Raw genomic sequence first — 13,894 nt, 5'->3', positions numbered from 1 at the left:
TGCGGTGGACATCGGACTGGTGCTGCAGACGGACCCGCCCGCGGCGACGGTCGTCGACCTCATGGCGCGGGCGGAGGGGCTCGGGTTCAGCCACGGCTGGACCTTCGACTCGCACGTGCTCTGGCAGGAGCCGTTCGTGATCTACAGCCGGATCCTCGAGCGGACCTCGCGGCTGGTCGTCGGGCCGATGGTCACCAACCCGGGCACCCGGGACTGGACGGTGCTGGCCTCGCTGTTCGCCACGCTCGACGACATGTTCGGCCCGCGCACGGTCTGCGGGATCGGGCGGGGCGACTCGGCGGTGCGCGTGCAGGGCCGGCCGCCGACCACGCTGGCCCGGCTCGAGGCGTCGATCGAGGTCATCCGCGGGCTCACCGCCGGGCTGCCCGTCGACCTCGGAGGCACCGAGGTGCGGATCCCGTGGGTCCGCGAGGGCGCTCCCGCCGTGCCGGTCTGGGTCGCCGGGTACGGGCCGAAGGCGCTCGCGCTGGCCGGGCGCTGCGCCGACGGGTTCGTGCTCCAGCTCGCCGACCCGTACCTGGTGGAGTGGACGATCAAGACCGTGCGGGCGGCCGCCGCGGACGCGGGCCGCGATCCCGACGCGATCACCATGTGCGTGGCCGCGCCCGCCTACGTGACCGACGATCTCGCGCACGCCCGGGACCAGACGCGCTGGTTCGGCGGCATGGTCGGCAACCACGTCGCCGACCTGGTGACCCGTTACGGCGAGACCTCCGCGGCGGTGCCGGCCGAGCTCACCGGCTACATCAAGGGCCGCGCCGGCTACGACTACAGCCACCACGGCCGGGCCGGGAACCGGTCCACCGACTTCGTGCCCGACGAGGTGGTCGACCGGTTCTGCCTGCTCGGGCCGCCCGCGGCGCAGCGCGAGCGGCTCGCCGAGCTGGCCTCGCTCGGCGTCGACCAGTTCGCGATCTACGCCATGCACGACGACCGCGAGGCGACGATCGAGGCCTACGGGGCGGAGGTCATCGGCCGGGTCTGACCCGCGCGGGCGGCGACGGGGTCGTCGGCCGGCCGGATCCCGAGCGCCGGGACCAGCCGGCGGTGGAGGTAGCCGCGCAGCGCCTCCTCGTCGGCAGCGTCGCCGTCGAACCACACCAGGGACAGCAGGAACCGGATGACGGTCTCGGCGATCTCGTCGAGCTCGGCCTCCAGCTCGGGCTGGAACCGCAGCACCGGGGTGAGGAACCGCTTGGTCATGGCCAGCGCCTCGGCCGAGAGACTGGCCCTGGCCAGGACGAACGTCGAGCGGTCCGGGAAGGCGACCGGGGCCAGCGCCGGCTGGGTCCGGAACTCGTAGCGGGCGCGCAGGGTGGTCTCGACGACCAGCTCGGCCGCCGAGCCCGCCCCCTGCGCGCTCTCCCAGATCCGCTCCACGATCTGCTCCGAGAGCCGCAGCAGGGCCGCCTCCACCAGCTGCTCGCGGGAGCCGAAGTGCCGGTACACCGTGGGCCGCGACACGCCGGCCCGGCCGGCCACGGCGCTGAGCGACGTGCCGTCGAACCCGGTGGCGGCGAGGCACTCGACCGCGGCGTCGAGGATCTGCGTGCGCACGTCCACGCCCGGCATTCTCGCAGCTCAGTCGCCCGGACGGATCACCGACTTGATCGCGGTACGGTCACGGCCCGGAGCCGTGAGGGCCGCCTCCGTGTCCGCCAGCCCGTAGTGACCCGTCACGAGGGCGTCGAGATCGACGCGTCCGGAGGCGGCCAGCGCGATCGCGGTCGGCCAGGTGTTGGCGTAGCGGAAGGTCGCGGTCAGCTCGATCTCCCTGCGCTGCAACGAACCCAGCGGGAGCGCGAGGTCCGCCGAGCCGCTGCCGACCAGCACCGCCCGGCCGGCCGGGGCCAGCACCTCGAGCGCGGCGCGGGTGGCGGCGGGATGGCCGGAGCACTCCAGCAGCACCTCGGGCTCGAGCCCGTCGAGCTTCGACTGCGAGACGTCGACGGTGGCCGTCGCGCCCAGCCGGGCGGCCACCTCGAGACGGTGCGCGTTCACGTCGGCGACCACGACCTTCGCCGCGCCGGCGGCCACCGCGACCTGGACCGCGACCAGCCCGATCGGGCCGGCGCCGTTGACCAGCACCCGGCTCCCCGGCCCGATCCCGCCCTTGCGCGCCGCCCAGACGCCGACCGAGAGGGGCTCGAGGAGCGCGGCCCGGTCGTCGTCGAGCGAGTCCGGGACGGGATGGGCGAAGGCCTCGTGGACCACGACGTACTCGGCGAGGGCGCCGTCGACCGGCGGCGTCGCGAAGAACTCCATCCGCGGGCACAGGTTGTAGCGGCCCGCGAGGCACTGCGCGCAGGTGAAGTCCGGGCGGCCCGGCTCGATCGACACCCGAGTGCCCCGCCCGACCCGGGTCACCCCCTCCCCCAGCGCGACGACCTCGCCGGACGGCTCGTGCCCGAGCACCAGCGGCGCCTCGACCACGAAGTCGCCGATCCGGCCGTGCTCGTAGTAGTGGACGTCGGAGCCGCACACGCCGACCGCCGCCACCCGGACCAGCACCTCGCCCGGGCCGGGCTCCGGCACCGGCCGCTCCTCCAGCACGATCTCCCCGACCCGCCGCAGCACAGCGGTACGCATGGAGGCAACCATGCCCCCAAGGGTGCTCCTCCGGTGGGGATCCGTCGCCCCGGAACGGCCCCGGCCGGGCGTCGGGGTCAGAAGTTCTTGACCCGCTTCGCGTCGAGGTTGCGGAAGGTGGGCTCGTTCGACGCCATCGCGGTCATCTTCTCGGCGATCTGCTGGGTGGCCGGGTGCTTGGAGTTCCGCATCGCGGCCTCGTAGTCGGGGAAGCCGACCAGCAGGTAGTAGCGGCCCGGCTCGTCGCGGTCGGTGGCCATCACCGACCAGGTGGCCGTGCGGCCGTCGCCGATCCCCTCGAGCCACTCGGCCTCGAGCTCCTCGAAGCGCTCGACGTCGTCGCTGGTGAAGTCGACGACCTGGACGAAGCTGTCGGCGCCGACGTCCGCGGGGGCCGGGACCATGCCGGCGCTGATCCCGTCGCGGAGCTCCTCGTCGTCGGTGTGACCGTGCACGTCGACCGCGTGCATGACGGCCGCGCGCAGCACCTCCTCGGGCTCCCCCGCGATCGTCAGGCTGCAGCCCGACTCGCTCGGCATCGTGCGACAGTCGATCATCATCCTGGCCATCGGGTCCTCCGCACGTCGGTCGGCCCACCCGTGGTGGGTGATCCACTGCACCCCTGCGCCTCCGCCGCGTCTGTACGTACTTCCCGACACGGCCGAACGGAGCAGTCCCGGAAACCGCACGGTCGGACGTCGTGTGGTCGTCGCGCGTGACACGGCGCGCACGCTCCGCATCTCACCTTCGCCCTGTGTTCACCGTCCGTTCATCCGGTGAACCTAGCGTTTCGCCCGGCAATACTTCATCTGAAGCGGGCGGCGACATGGATCTGTCCCTCATCGTCATCGTGGTCGTGGTCACCGCGTTGATCTTCGACTTCACCAACGGTTTCCACGACACGGCGAACGCGATGGCGACGTCCATCGCCACCGGGGCCCTGAAGCCCAAGGTCGCCGTCGCCGTGGCGGGTGTGCTCAACCTGGTCGGCGCGTTCCTGTCCGTCGAGGTCGCCAAGACGATCTCCAGCGGGATGGTCGACGAGTCCAGGATCACTCCGGTGGTCATCTTCGCCGGCCTCGTCGGCGCGATCGTGTGGAACCTGGTGACCTGGCTGGTGGGGATGCCGTCGAGCTCCTCGCACGCCCTGTTCGGCGGGCTGATCGGCGCGTCGCTGGTCGCGGCCGGCGTCGGCGCCGTCAACTTCGGCACGGTCGTCACGAAGGTCGTCATCCCGGCGCTGATCTCCCCGGTGCTGGCCGGGCTGGTCGCCCTGATCGGGACCTACATCAGCTACCGCGTCACCGCCCGCGCGGAGCGTGGCACGGTCTCGAAGGGCTTCCGCACCGGGCAGATCGTGTCCTCGTCCATGGTCGCCCTGGCGCACGGGACCAACGACGCGCAGAAGACCATGGGCGTGATCACCCTGACGCTGATCACCGCGGGCCTGCTGGCCCCGAACTCCGGCCCGCCGTTCTGGGTGGTCGCCTCGGCCGGCCTCGCGATCGCGCTCGGCACCTACCTCGGCGGCTGGCGGATCATCCGCACCCTCGGCAAGCGGGTCAGCGACATCGAGTCGCCGCAGGGCTTCGCGGCCGAGACCTCCTCGGCGGCCGTCATCCTCGCCTCGTCGCACCTGGGCTTCGCGCTGTCCACGACGCAGGTCTGCAGCGGCGCGATCTTCGGCGCCGGCGCCGGCCGCCGGCTCGCCGGCGTCCGCTGGGGCGTCGCCGGCCAGATGGCGATCGCCTGGGTCCTCACCCTGCCCGCGGCCGGGATCGTCGGTGCGGCGGCGGCGTGGGTCGCGTCGAGCGGCACCGTCGGCACGATCGTGGTCGCGGTCGTCGGCATCGCCGTGGCGGCCGGGATCTACGCGGTGTCCCGGCGCAAGCCGGTCACCGCCGAGAACGTCAACGACGTCCCCGCCCCGCAGCCGGCCGCGGCGCCGGTCCGGCTGGCGGCCTGACCCGGCTCGAACCCACGGGAGGAACCGTGCACATCGCCTGGGGAGCACTCGGGACCGTGGCCCTCGTGTCGCTGGTCGTCGGCGTCGCCCTGATCGCCCTGGTCGCGTTCGCCCTGGTCGGGCTGTCCGCCCGCAACCAGCCCGCCACCGTCGGACGGCGCGGGCTGAGCCCGGCCGCCGGCACCGCGGTCGCCGGCCTGTGTCTGGCCGCGAGCGCACTGATCGTCGGCTACGGGCTCTACGTCATCGTGTCCTGACGCCCGGGCCGGAACGCACGAACGGCGCTCCCGCTCAGATCTCCTGAGCGGGAGCGCCGTTCGTTCGTGCGTGGGTCAGCCGGTCGCGATCGACGGGGCCCCGTCGCCCGACGCGGTGTCGAGCACCAGCCGCGCGATCCGCGCCCGGTGCTGCTCGGCGCTGCCCAGCAGGGCGGCGTCGGTGATCGCCCGCTTGTAGTACAGCTGCGCCTGGTACTCCCAGGTGAAGCCGATGCCGCCGTGCAGCTGGATGGTGTCGGCGGCGATCCGCGAGAAGGCCTCGGAGCAGGTGGCCTGCGCGATGCTCGCGGCCAGCGCCGGGTCGTCCGAGCCGTCGCCGAGCGCCCAGACCGCGTGGTAGGCCGCCGAGCGGGCGTGCTCGAGGTCGACCAGCATGTCCGCGAGCCGGTGCTTCACCGCCTGGAACGAGCCGATCGGCCGGCCGAACTGCAGCCGCCCCTTCGCGTACTCGACCGTGAGGTCGAGCAGGTGCTGCGAGGCGCCGACCTGCTCGACGGCGAGCAGCACCGAGCCCACGACGAGGGCGTGGCCGATCACCCGCTCCGCCTCGTCCGGGCCGGCGAGCAGCCGCGCCGGGGCGTCGGTGAAGCGCAGCGTGGCCTGGCGGCGGGTCAGGTCCAGCGTGGTCAGCGGGGTCCGCTCGACCCCGCCGGCGGTCGCGTCGACGGCGAACAGCGCCACGCCGTCCGGGCCGGTGGCGGCGACCAGCAGGTCGTCGGCCGCGGCCGCGTCGACCACCCGCTCGACGGTCCCGGAGAGCGCCCAGTCGTCGCCGGCCCGCGCGGCCTGCACCGTCACCGCGGCGGGGTCGAACGCCCCCGCGCGGTCGGCCACGGCCACCGCCGCGGTCCGGGTGCCCTCCACGAGCGGTCCGAGCAGCTCCGAGCGCACCGGGCCGTCCGACGCCGCGACCAGCGCGGGGATGGCCAGCGCGACGGTGCCGAACACCGGCCCCGGGTACAGGGTCGCGCCCAGCTCCTCGACGGCGACGGCCTGGTCGACGAGCGTGCCGCCGACCCCGCCCTGCTCCTCCGGCACCGACAGCCCCAGCACGCCGAGCTCGGAGCCCAGCCGCGTCCAGGCCTTGGCATCGAACCCGGGGTCGGACTCCATCAGCCGCCGGACCGTCTGCTCGTCGGCGTTGTCCGCGGCGAACTTCCGCACCGCGGTGCGCAGCTCCCGCTGCTCGTCGGAGAAGACGAACGGCCGGGTCTCCTGCTGGTCAGCCACGGGGGATCTCCTTCCAGGGCTTGCCGGCGTCGGCGCGCAGGTCACCGGGCAGGCCCAGCACCCGCTCGCCGAGGATGTTGCGCAGCACCTCGGAGGTGCCGCCCTCGATGGTGTTGGCGCGCGAGCGCAGGAAGCGCTGCTGCAGCGGGCCGCGCCAGTCGTCCGTGCGCTCCATGTCCCGCATCGTGTAGTCGTCGTACAGGATCCCCTCGGGGCCGAGGAGGTCCATGCAGAACTCGTAGACCTGCTGGTTCAGCTCCGCGCCCACGAGCTTGCCCACCGAGCCCTCCGGGCCCGGGCCGCCGACCGTCGCCGTGGCGCGGGAGCGCTCGGAGGTCAGCCGCTGGGCCTCGGCCCGCAGCCAGAGCTTCGTCAGCCGGTCCTCGAGGACCGGGGTGTGCAGGTCCGGCCGCGAGGCCCACAGGGCCACCGCGTCGGCGATCGTCCCGGTGCCCCGTCGGCTGCCGCTCGCGCCGATCGAGCTGCGCTCGTTCATCAGCGTGGTCATGGCGACCCGCCAGCCGTCGCCGACCGCGCCGAGCCGGTGGGCGTCGGGGATGCGGGCGTCGTTCAGGTAGACCTCGTTGAACTCGGCCTGCCCGGTCATCTGCCGCAGCGGCCTGGTCTCCACGCCCGGCCCCTGCATGTCGACGACGAAGTAGGTCAGGCCCTTGTGCTTGGGCGCGTCCGGGTCGGTGCGGGCCAGCAGCAGCGCCCAGCGGGCCCGGTGCGCCAGCGAGGTCCACACCTTCTGCCCGTTGACCACCCACTCGTCGCCGTCCCGGACGGCGGAGGTGGCCAGCCCGGCCAGGTCGGAGCCGGCGCCGGGCTCGGAGAACAGCTGGCACCAGATGTTCTCGGTGGTCGCGAGCGGGCGCAGCCACTCGCGCTTGAGCTCGTCCGTCTGCGCGTGCTCGCGCAGGGTCGGCGCGGCCATGCCGTAGCCGATGGGGTTCAGGGCGAACGGGACGGGCCCGCCCGCGTCCTGCAGGATCCCGTCGGCCACGGACTGCAGACCACGGGAGACGCCGAGCCCGCCGAGGCCCTCGGGGAAGTGGACCCAGGACAGGCCGGCGTCGAAACAGGCGGCGAGGAACTCCCGCGTCGGGACGCTCGTCGGGTCGTGCTCCTGCACGACCTTCCGCGCGGCGTCCGCGACCCGGGACGAGTCGGCAGCGGTGCTCATGCCGCGACGATATGTGATGAACGCTCGTTAAGATAGAGCCGGGCCGCTCGCCCCGCGCGGACGGCTGTTCACCGAACGGGTGACGGACCGGACGCCCCTGGAGTGTCGGGATCCGCACGTCAGGGGTATGCAGGAAGGGTGAGCGTCCCGGAGTCCCGCCCCCCGCGCCTGACCGATGCCGAACGCCAGCAGCTCGAGGAGCTCGAGCGTCGCCTGGTCGGCCAGTTCCCCGATCTCGACCACCGCTTCCAGAACACCGCCGGCGCCGGCCACGCCGCGCCCGCCGAGGTCCGTCTCGCCCGCGCCGTCTTCGCGGTGGTCGCCCTGATCATGGTGGTCGTCGCGGCCGCGGTCGGCGGCGCCGGAGGTGCGCTGGCCGTGCTGCTGAGCATCGGCGGCACCGTCGGCATCCTCGCCCTGGTCGGCCGCAACCTGGCCCGCGCCCGCGCCGCGGTCGAGGCCACCACGCAGCGCCGCGCAGACAGCGGCACCGAGGTCTGACCGGACCCACCCGGACCGGCGGGTCCCTCCGGCCCCGCCGCGTGTGCGGGCGCCCGCGCGCCCGGCCCTCGCGCAGCCCTGCGCGCCCCGCTCGTCCGCATGCCCGCCGCCCGCGCTCACCGGTCCGGCGGGCACACTGCGGACCGTGCCCGCCCTGGTCGCCGATCCCGGCGCGCTCCCCGACCTGCCCGTCCGGGCGGCGCTCGCCGCGGTCACCGGCACGCTCACCGCACACGGCGCCGCCGTGCTCGTCGCGCCGCCGGGCACCGGCAAGACCACGCTCGTCCCGCTCGCCCTCGCCGACGCGGTCGACGGGCGGGTGGTCGTCGCCGAACCCCGGCGCGTGGCCACCCGGGCCGCCGCGCGGCGGATGGCCGCCCTGCTCGGCGAGGAGGTCGGCGGCCTGGTCGGCTACTCGGTCCGCGGCGACTCGCGCACCTCGGCGGACACCCGCGTCGAGGTGGTGACCTCCGGGCTGCTCCTGCGCCGGCTGGCCCGCGACCCCGAGCTCCCGGGCGTCGGGGCCGTGGTGCTCGACGAGTGCCACGAGCGGCACCTCGACGCCGACCTGCTGCTCACCCTCCTGCTCGACGCGCGCGAGGGGCTCCGCCCGGACCTGCCGCTGCTGGCGGCGTCGGCCACGGTCGCGGCCGGCCGGCTGGCGGCCCTGCTCGGGTCCGACGAGCCGGCCCCCGTGGTGGAGGTCGAGGCCCGCACCCACCCGGTCGCCGTCCGGCACCTGCCGCCGCAGCGGGGCGAACGGATCGAGGCGTGCGTCGCGCGCGGCGTCCGGGCGGCCCTGGACCGGACGGACGGCGCGGTGCTCGCGTTCCTCCCGGGCGTACCGGAGATCCGCCGGACCGAGGCCGCGCTGACCGGGCTGCTGGCCGGGCTCGGGGTGCCGGTGCTGCCGCTGCAAGGCCGGCTACGGCCCGCGGAGCAGGACGCGGCGCTGCGCGGCGACGGGCGGCGGGTGGTCCTGGCGACCTCGATCGCCGAGTCGAGCCTGACCGTGCCGGGCGTGCGCGCGGTCGTCGACTCGGGGCTCGCGCGGATCCCGCGGGTCGACCACCGGCGGGGCCTGGCCGGGCTGGTGACGATCCCGGAGTCGGCGGCCGTCGCCGAGCAGCGGGCGGGACGGGCGGGCCGGGAGGCGCCGGGCGAGGCCTACCGCTGCTGGCCCGAGGGGCAGGTGCTCGCTGCCTTCCCGGAGCCGGAGATCCGCACCGCCGACCTCACCCGGCTCGCGCTCGACCTCGCCGTCTGGGGCACCCCGGACGGGTCCGGTCTGCGCTGGTGGGACACCCCGCCGGAGGGCCCGCTCGCGGCCGGGCGCGAGGTGCTGCGGGCGCTCGGTGCGGTCGACGCGGGCGGCGCCGCCACGCCCCGCGGCGAGCGGATGGCCGGGCTCGGGCTGCACCCCCGGCTGGCCCGCGCCCTGCTCGACGGCGCCGCCGCCGTCGGGTCGCGGGCCGCGGCGGAGATCGTCGCCCTGCTCGACGACGACACCCTCGCCTCCGGCACCGACCTCGCCGCCGAGCTGGGCCGGCTCCGCGGCGGCGGGCACCCCGCGGCCGGGCGGTGGCGGGCCGAGGCGGCGCGGCTCGCCCGGCTCGTCCCCGGGTCGCGGGCGGCCCGCGGCGCCGGACCCACGGAGGCCGCACTGGTGGCGGGCCTGGCCCACCCGGAGCGGATCGCACGGCGGCGGTCCGGGGCGGCGCCGGTGTTCCTCATGGCGGGCGGCACGGCCGTCGAGGTCGCCGACGCCGGGCTGGGCGCGCAGGAGTGGCTCGCCGTCGCGGTCGCGGACCGCACGCCCGGCGCGGTGCACGGGCGGGTGCGGCTGGCCGCCGCCGCCGACCGGGCGCTCGCCGAGGAGGTGGCCGCGACACTGCTCACCGAGGCCGAGGAGGTCGCCTGGGCCGACGGCGACGTCCGCGCCCGGCGGGTGCGCCGGCTCGGCGCGATCGTGCTGGAGGAGCGCGGGCTGCGCGATCCCGACCCGGCCCTCGTCCGCGAGGCGCTGGTCGCGGGGCTCCGCGCCGAGGGCACGGGCCTGCTGCGCTGGTCGGCCGCGGACCGGGCGTTGCGCGCACGGCTCGCCTTCCTGCACCGCACGCTCGGCGGCGACTGGCCGGGCGTCGCCGAGGAGGACCTGCTGGCCGGGGCCGCCGACCCGGCGGGCTGGCTCGCGGCGCCGTTGGCGTCCGCGCGGCGCCGCGCCGATCTCGCCGCCGTCGACGCCGGGGCGGCCCTGCGCGGCCTGGTCGGCTGGCCGCTCGCGGGCCGGATCGACGAGCTCGCCCCCGAGCGGATCACCGTGCCGAGCGGGTCGCGGATCGCCGTGGACTACTCCGGCGACCGCCCGGTCCTGCCCGTCCGGGTGCAGGAGGCCTTCGGGTGGACGGCCACGCCGCGGATCGCCGGGGTCCCCGTCCTGCTGCACCTGCTCTCCCCCGCCGGACGGCCCGCCGCCGTGACCGACGACCTGGGGTCCTTCTGGGACACCGGGTACCCGCAGGTCCGCGCCGAGCTGCGCGGCCGCTACCCGAAGCACCACTGGCCGGAGGACCCGCGCGCGGCCACGCCCACGCGGCGGACGGGGCGGAACAGACCGGCGGAGTAGGACGCCCCGCAGTGCGTACGCTGTTCGCGAAGGAGGTGCGCATGCCGTCGCCGGACCTGATCTGGATGCGCCCGGAGGGCTCGGGCGTCGGGCGGCCGGCGGGCCGCAGCCGGGCCGAGATCACCGAGGCGGCCGTGCGGGTGGCGGACCGCGACGGGCTCGTCGGCGTGTCGATGCGCCACGTCGCGGCCGAGCTGGGCACCGGCGCGGGCTCGCTCTACCGGTACGTCGAGACCCGCGAGGACCTGCTGGACCTCATGGCCGACCACGTCGCGGGCGAGTACCGGCTCGGCGCCCCGACCGGTGCGTGGCTCGACGACCTGGTCGACGTCGGCCTGCAGGCGCGGGAGATCCACCGCCGGCACCCCTGGCTGCCCGGGCTGGTGCTCACCCGGCCCGTGGCCGGCCCGCGCGGGCTCGACGTCACCGAGCACGTCCTCGCCGTGCTCGCCGACCACCCCGCGCCCGACGGCGACAAGCTGGTCGCCCTGGCCATGCTCCAGGCCGTGGTGGCCGCGGCCGCGCAGGCCGAGGCCTCCCCCGTGGACGCGATGCGCAGCGCCCGGTTCGCGGCCCACGTCGTGGCGCAGGGGAACCATCCCCACCTGGCCGCGCTCGACCCGGGGCCGGCCGACGGCGACCCGCTGCCGACCGCGCTCCGCAGGATCCTCGCCGGCCTCCTGCCCGTGGGTCCCTAGTCGCCCCCGTCGCCCTTGGGCAGGCCCTCGTAGATCTTCTTGCAGTCCGGGCACACCGGCGAGCCCGGCTTGGGCGAACGCGTGACCGGGAACCGCTCCCCGCACAGCGCCTCCACCATGTTGCCCAGGACCGCGCTCTCGGCGATCTTGGACTTCTTCACGTAGTGGAACATCTTCGGCTCGTCCGAGCCGGTCGAGTCGGTCCCCTGCGGCCGGGTCTCGACGTCGGGCAGCGTCTGGGTGGGCATGTGCTCCATGATGCCCCACGTGCCCGACCTCGTGCTCTCACCCGCTGTCCGCGCCGCACTGGGATCGGGGGGTGCCGTCGTCGCGTTGGAGAGCACGCTCCTGGCGCACGGGCTGCCCGCACCTCGCAACCGCGAGGTGGCCGACGAGCTGGAGGCCGAGGTGCGGGCCGCGGGGGCCGTGCCGGCGACGATCGCGGTGCTCGACGGGCGCCCGCACGTCGGTCTGGAGGCTCCCGAGCTGGACCGGGTGTGCGCCGGCGGGCTGGAGAAGCTGTCGGTGCGGGACCTGGGCGTCGCCGCCGGACTGGGCGGCTCCGGTGCGACGACCGTCGCGGCGACCGCCCGGCTCGCCGCCCTGGCCGGGGTCCGGGTCTTCGCCACCGGCGGGCTCGGCGGGGTGCACCGCGACGCCCGCGAGACCTGGGACGTGTCCGCGGACCTGCCCGCCCTCGCCGTGACGCCCGTGCTGGTGGTGTCCGCGGGGGTGAAGTCGATCCTCGACGTCGGGGCCACCCTGGAGGTGCTGGAGACCTCGTCCGTGCCGGTGCTGGGCTACCGCACCGACCGCTTCCCCGGCTTCTACCGGCGCGACGCCGGCTTCCCCGTCCCCTGGCGGGTCGAGTCCGCCGGCGAGGCCGCGGCGGCGTGGCGGGCGCACACGGTGCTCGGCCCGGGCTCCGGGATGCTGCTCGCGCAGCCCGTGCCCGAGGCCGACGAGCTCGACGCCGCCCTGCACGACCGCCTGCTCGCCGAGGGCCTGCGACTGGTCGCGGAGCGCGGGATCACCGGCAAGGACGTGACGCCCGCGCTCCTGGAGCACTTCCACGCGGCCAGCGACGGCGCCAGCCTGGCCACCAACGTCGCGCTGGTCCGCGCGAACGCCCGCCTCGCCGCTCAGGTCGCCGTGCAGCTCGCCGGCTGAGCCGGCGGGCCGCTCAGGTGTTGTTGCCGCTCTCGATGACCGGGTGTTCCTTCGACTCCAGCTCGAGCCGCTCGCCCCGGTACCGGTTGACCTTCTCCGTCTTCAGCGGCAGCCGGTCGTTCGCGATGAGCACCGCGATCCACGGCAGCGGGATCGAGATGACCAGCAGCGTGACCGCGAGCCACGGGATGTGGTAGAAGACGGCGGCGAGGATCATGAACGGGATGCGCATCCCCATCATGATCTTGTAGCGTCGCTTCCGGGTGGCGAGCTCCTCCTCGTAGGAGCGCTGCGCATCCGTGATGAGCACGGGATCGGAGTCCCGTCCCGTCGAGCGACTGGGTTCGGTCGTCACCGGACCACCTCCTTCCCCATCGTGTCACTCGCCCCGACGGTACGCGCGTCGACCCGGCAGCGGATTGCGTTGCGCAACACTCCCCGGACGGACCACCCCGTCGGCCCACAGGCGACGGTCGACCTACCCCGATCGGCGTTGCTCGAGCGGTGACCGGTCGACCGGGTCAGCCCGCCCGCCCGGGCTCGGGACCGGCGCCGTCGGACTCGTCGTGGGCGCCGTGGGCGTGCAGCCGCACCGGCCCCACGGCCTCCTCGGACACGACCTCGAGCAGCCGCTTCGCCAGCCCGCCCGAGATGCGGTAGCGCACCAGCCTGCCCTCCCGGTGCGCGGTGACCATGCCGTGCGCCCGCAGCAGCCGCAGTGCGTGCGAGACGGCGCTGTCGCTCATCCCGACGGCGACCGCGAGGTCGGACACGCAGAGGTCGCCGGCGTGCTGCAACGCCAGCAGGATCGAGAGCCGGTTCACCTCGCCGAGCGCGTCGAGGACGGTGGCCGCGTGCTGGACCTGCTCGGTGTCGGCGAGCACGGCCGTCGCGTCGCACACCTGATCCGGGTCGATGACCCGCATCTCGCGGCGGTCGGTCGGGACCTTGTGCACGGGGTCGATGCTACTGCGGAGCGATCACGGTGCGGGGCGTGTCCCGCGCCGCACCCCGCGGTCCGCCACTCCGCCGCCTGCTCCCCCGCTTACTTCCCGGCCTTCTTCGCCGCCTTGGCCGCCTGCTTGAACTCGCGGACCTTCTCCAGCGACCCGGGGTCGCGGACGTCGGCCACGGACCGGAACGAGCCCTCCTCGCCGTAGCTGCCGGCGGCCTCGCGCCACCCCTCCGGTGTGACCCCGCGCTGCTTGCCGAGCAGCGCCACGAAGATCTGCGCCTTCTGGGTGCCGAACCCGGGCAGCGCCGACAGCCGGCGAACCAGCTCCCTGCCGTCGGTCGCGTCGGACCAGATGCCGGTGACGTCGCCGTCGTAGCGCTCGACGATCGCCTGGTGCAGTGCCTGCACGCGGCCCGCCATCGATCGCGGGTACCGGTGCAGGGCGGGCTTCTCGGCGAAGACCTCGACCAGCTTCTCCGGGTCGTACCCGGCGATCTGCCGCGCGTCGAGGGTCTCCGTGCCGAGCCGGCGGGCCAGCTCCGCGGGCGCGGCGAACGCCCGCTCCATGGGGATCTGCTGGTCGAGCAGCATGCCGGTGAGCAGGGCCAGCGGGTCGCGATCGAGGAGCGCGTCGGCGGCGGCGTCCTGGGAGATGCTCAGCACCAGGCCACGGT

Annotated in this window: 16 protein-coding genes; 7 read left to right on the top strand and 9 right to left on the bottom strand. The window is 75.3% G+C overall.

The window, feature by feature from the left end; translation table 11 throughout:
• Positions 1-4: 4 nt before the first annotated feature.
• Entirely contained in the window at positions 5-1,006 is a 1,002-nt protein-coding gene (locus tag ACQP04_RS16180; protein WP_433508378.1) for a TIGR03842 family LLM class F420-dependent oxidoreductase, read from the top strand.
• Here the strand turns inward: ACQP04_RS16180 and ACQP04_RS16175 are convergent.
• From ACQP04_RS16175 to ACQP04_RS16165, 3 genes are all read right to left on the bottom strand, one after another.
• Positions 976-1,584 carry a TetR/AcrR family transcriptional regulator gene (locus ACQP04_RS16175; protein WP_433507854.1) on the bottom strand — a complete coding sequence of 203 codons (609 nt, stop codon included), beginning with the start codon at positions 1,582-1,584 and terminating at the stop codon, positions 976-978. The two genes, ACQP04_RS16180 and ACQP04_RS16175, sit on opposite strands and share 31 nt — an antisense overlap.
• A gap of 18 nt (positions 1,585-1,602) precedes the next feature.
• Positions 1,603-2,610, bottom strand: coding sequence for an NAD(P)-dependent alcohol dehydrogenase (locus ACQP04_RS16170; protein ID WP_433507853.1), 1,008 nt, complete (start codon positions 2,608-2,610; stop codon positions 1,603-1,605).
• A gap of 77 nt (positions 2,611-2,687) precedes the next feature.
• Entirely contained in the window at positions 2,688-3,149 is a 462-nt protein-coding gene (locus ACQP04_RS16165) for a DUF1059 domain-containing protein (RefSeq protein WP_433507852.1), read from the bottom strand.
• 287 nt (positions 3,150-3,436) lie between these two features.
• Between ACQP04_RS16165 and ACQP04_RS16160 the strand changes: the two genes are divergently transcribed.
• Together ACQP04_RS16160 and ACQP04_RS16155 are read left to right on the top strand one after the other, a co-directional pair.
• Entirely contained in the window at positions 3,437-4,576 is a 1,140-nt protein-coding gene (locus ACQP04_RS16160) for an anion permease (RefSeq protein ID WP_433507851.1), read from the top strand.
• Positions 4,577-4,632: 56 nt separating this feature from the next.
• Positions 4,633-4,833 (top strand): hypothetical protein, encoded by a 201-nt coding sequence (locus ACQP04_RS16155; protein ID WP_433507850.1) that lies wholly within the window; start codon positions 4,633-4,635, stop codon positions 4,831-4,833.
• A gap of 75 nt (positions 4,834-4,908) precedes the next feature.
• Here the strand turns inward: ACQP04_RS16155 and ACQP04_RS16150 are convergent, their stop codons facing one another.
• The gene (locus tag ACQP04_RS16150) at positions 4,909-6,084 is read right to left on the bottom strand and encodes an acyl-CoA dehydrogenase family protein (RefSeq protein WP_433507849.1); all 1,176 of its coding nucleotides are present in this window, start codon (positions 6,082-6,084) and stop codon (positions 4,909-4,911) included.
• Positions 6,077-7,270 carry an acyl-CoA dehydrogenase family protein gene (locus tag ACQP04_RS16145; protein ID WP_433507848.1) on the bottom strand — a complete coding sequence of 398 codons (1,194 nt, stop codon included), beginning with the start codon at positions 7,268-7,270 and terminating at the stop codon, positions 6,077-6,079. Before ACQP04_RS16145 ends, ACQP04_RS16150 begins: the two co-directional genes overlap by 8 nt.
• A gap of 138 nt (positions 7,271-7,408) precedes the next feature.
• Here ACQP04_RS16145 and ACQP04_RS16140 point away from each other — a divergent pair, with 138 nt between their 5' ends.
• The 3 genes from ACQP04_RS16140 to ACQP04_RS16130 all read left to right on the top strand — a co-directional run bounded on the left by ACQP04_RS16140 (position 7,409) and on the right by ACQP04_RS16130 (position 11,095).
• Positions 7,409-7,771: a DUF3040 domain-containing protein gene (locus ACQP04_RS16140; RefSeq protein ID WP_433507847.1), complete on the top strand. Its 363-nt coding sequence runs from the start codon at positions 7,409-7,411 to the stop codon at positions 7,769-7,771.
• A 145-nt stretch (positions 7,772-7,916) separates the two neighbouring features.
• Positions 7,917-10,397 (top strand): ATP-dependent helicase HrpB, encoded by a 2,481-nt coding sequence (hrpB, locus tag ACQP04_RS16135; protein WP_433507846.1) that lies wholly within the window; start codon positions 7,917-7,919, stop codon positions 10,395-10,397.
• A gap of 41 nt (positions 10,398-10,438) precedes the next feature.
• A complete protein-coding gene (locus tag ACQP04_RS16130; protein ID WP_433507845.1) occupies positions 10,439-11,095 on the top strand; it encodes a TetR/AcrR family transcriptional regulator in 657 nt (218 codons plus the stop codon).
• Here the strand turns inward: ACQP04_RS16130 and ACQP04_RS16125 are convergent.
• Entirely contained in the window at positions 11,092-11,343 is a 252-nt protein-coding gene (locus ACQP04_RS16125; protein WP_433507844.1) for a DUF3039 domain-containing protein, read from the bottom strand. The two genes, ACQP04_RS16130 and ACQP04_RS16125, sit on opposite strands and share 4 nt — an antisense overlap.
• Positions 11,344-11,353: 10 nt before the next feature.
• On the opposite strand from ACQP04_RS16125, the gene ACQP04_RS16120 reads away from it, so the two are divergent.
• Complete coding sequence (locus tag ACQP04_RS16120; RefSeq protein ID WP_433508377.1) at positions 11,354-12,265, top strand: pseudouridine-5'-phosphate glycosidase; 912 nt, start codon at positions 11,354-11,356, stop codon at positions 12,263-12,265.
• 13 nt (positions 12,266-12,278) lie between these two features.
• Here ACQP04_RS16120 and ACQP04_RS16115 read toward each other — a convergent pair whose 3' ends face one another.
• From ACQP04_RS16115 to ACQP04_RS16105, 3 genes are all read right to left on the bottom strand, one after another.
• Positions 12,279-12,620 carry a DUF3099 domain-containing protein gene (locus tag ACQP04_RS16115; protein WP_433507843.1) on the bottom strand — a complete coding sequence of 114 codons (342 nt, stop codon included), beginning with the start codon at positions 12,618-12,620 and terminating at the stop codon, positions 12,279-12,281.
• Positions 12,621-12,786: 166 nt separating this feature from the next.
• Entirely contained in the window at positions 12,787-13,221 is a 435-nt protein-coding gene (locus ACQP04_RS16110; protein ID WP_433507842.1) for an ArsR/SmtB family transcription factor, read from the bottom strand.
• An 89-nt stretch (positions 13,222-13,310) separates the two neighbouring features.
• Positions 13,311-13,883 carry an HhH-GPD-type base excision DNA repair protein gene (locus ACQP04_RS16105; RefSeq protein WP_433507841.1) on the bottom strand — a complete coding sequence of 191 codons (573 nt, stop codon included), beginning with the start codon at positions 13,881-13,883 and terminating at the stop codon, positions 13,311-13,313.
• Positions 13,884-13,894: the final 11 nt, after the last annotated feature.

It is taken from the genome of Pseudonocardia halophobica (assembly GCF_050948485.1).
Classification (GTDB): domain Bacteria; phylum Actinomycetota; class Actinomycetes; order Mycobacteriales; family Pseudonocardiaceae; genus Pseudonocardia; species Pseudonocardia halophobica.
The sequence above is the reverse complement of the archived record's forward strand: the minus strand, read 5'-3'. Positions and strand labels throughout refer to the sequence as shown.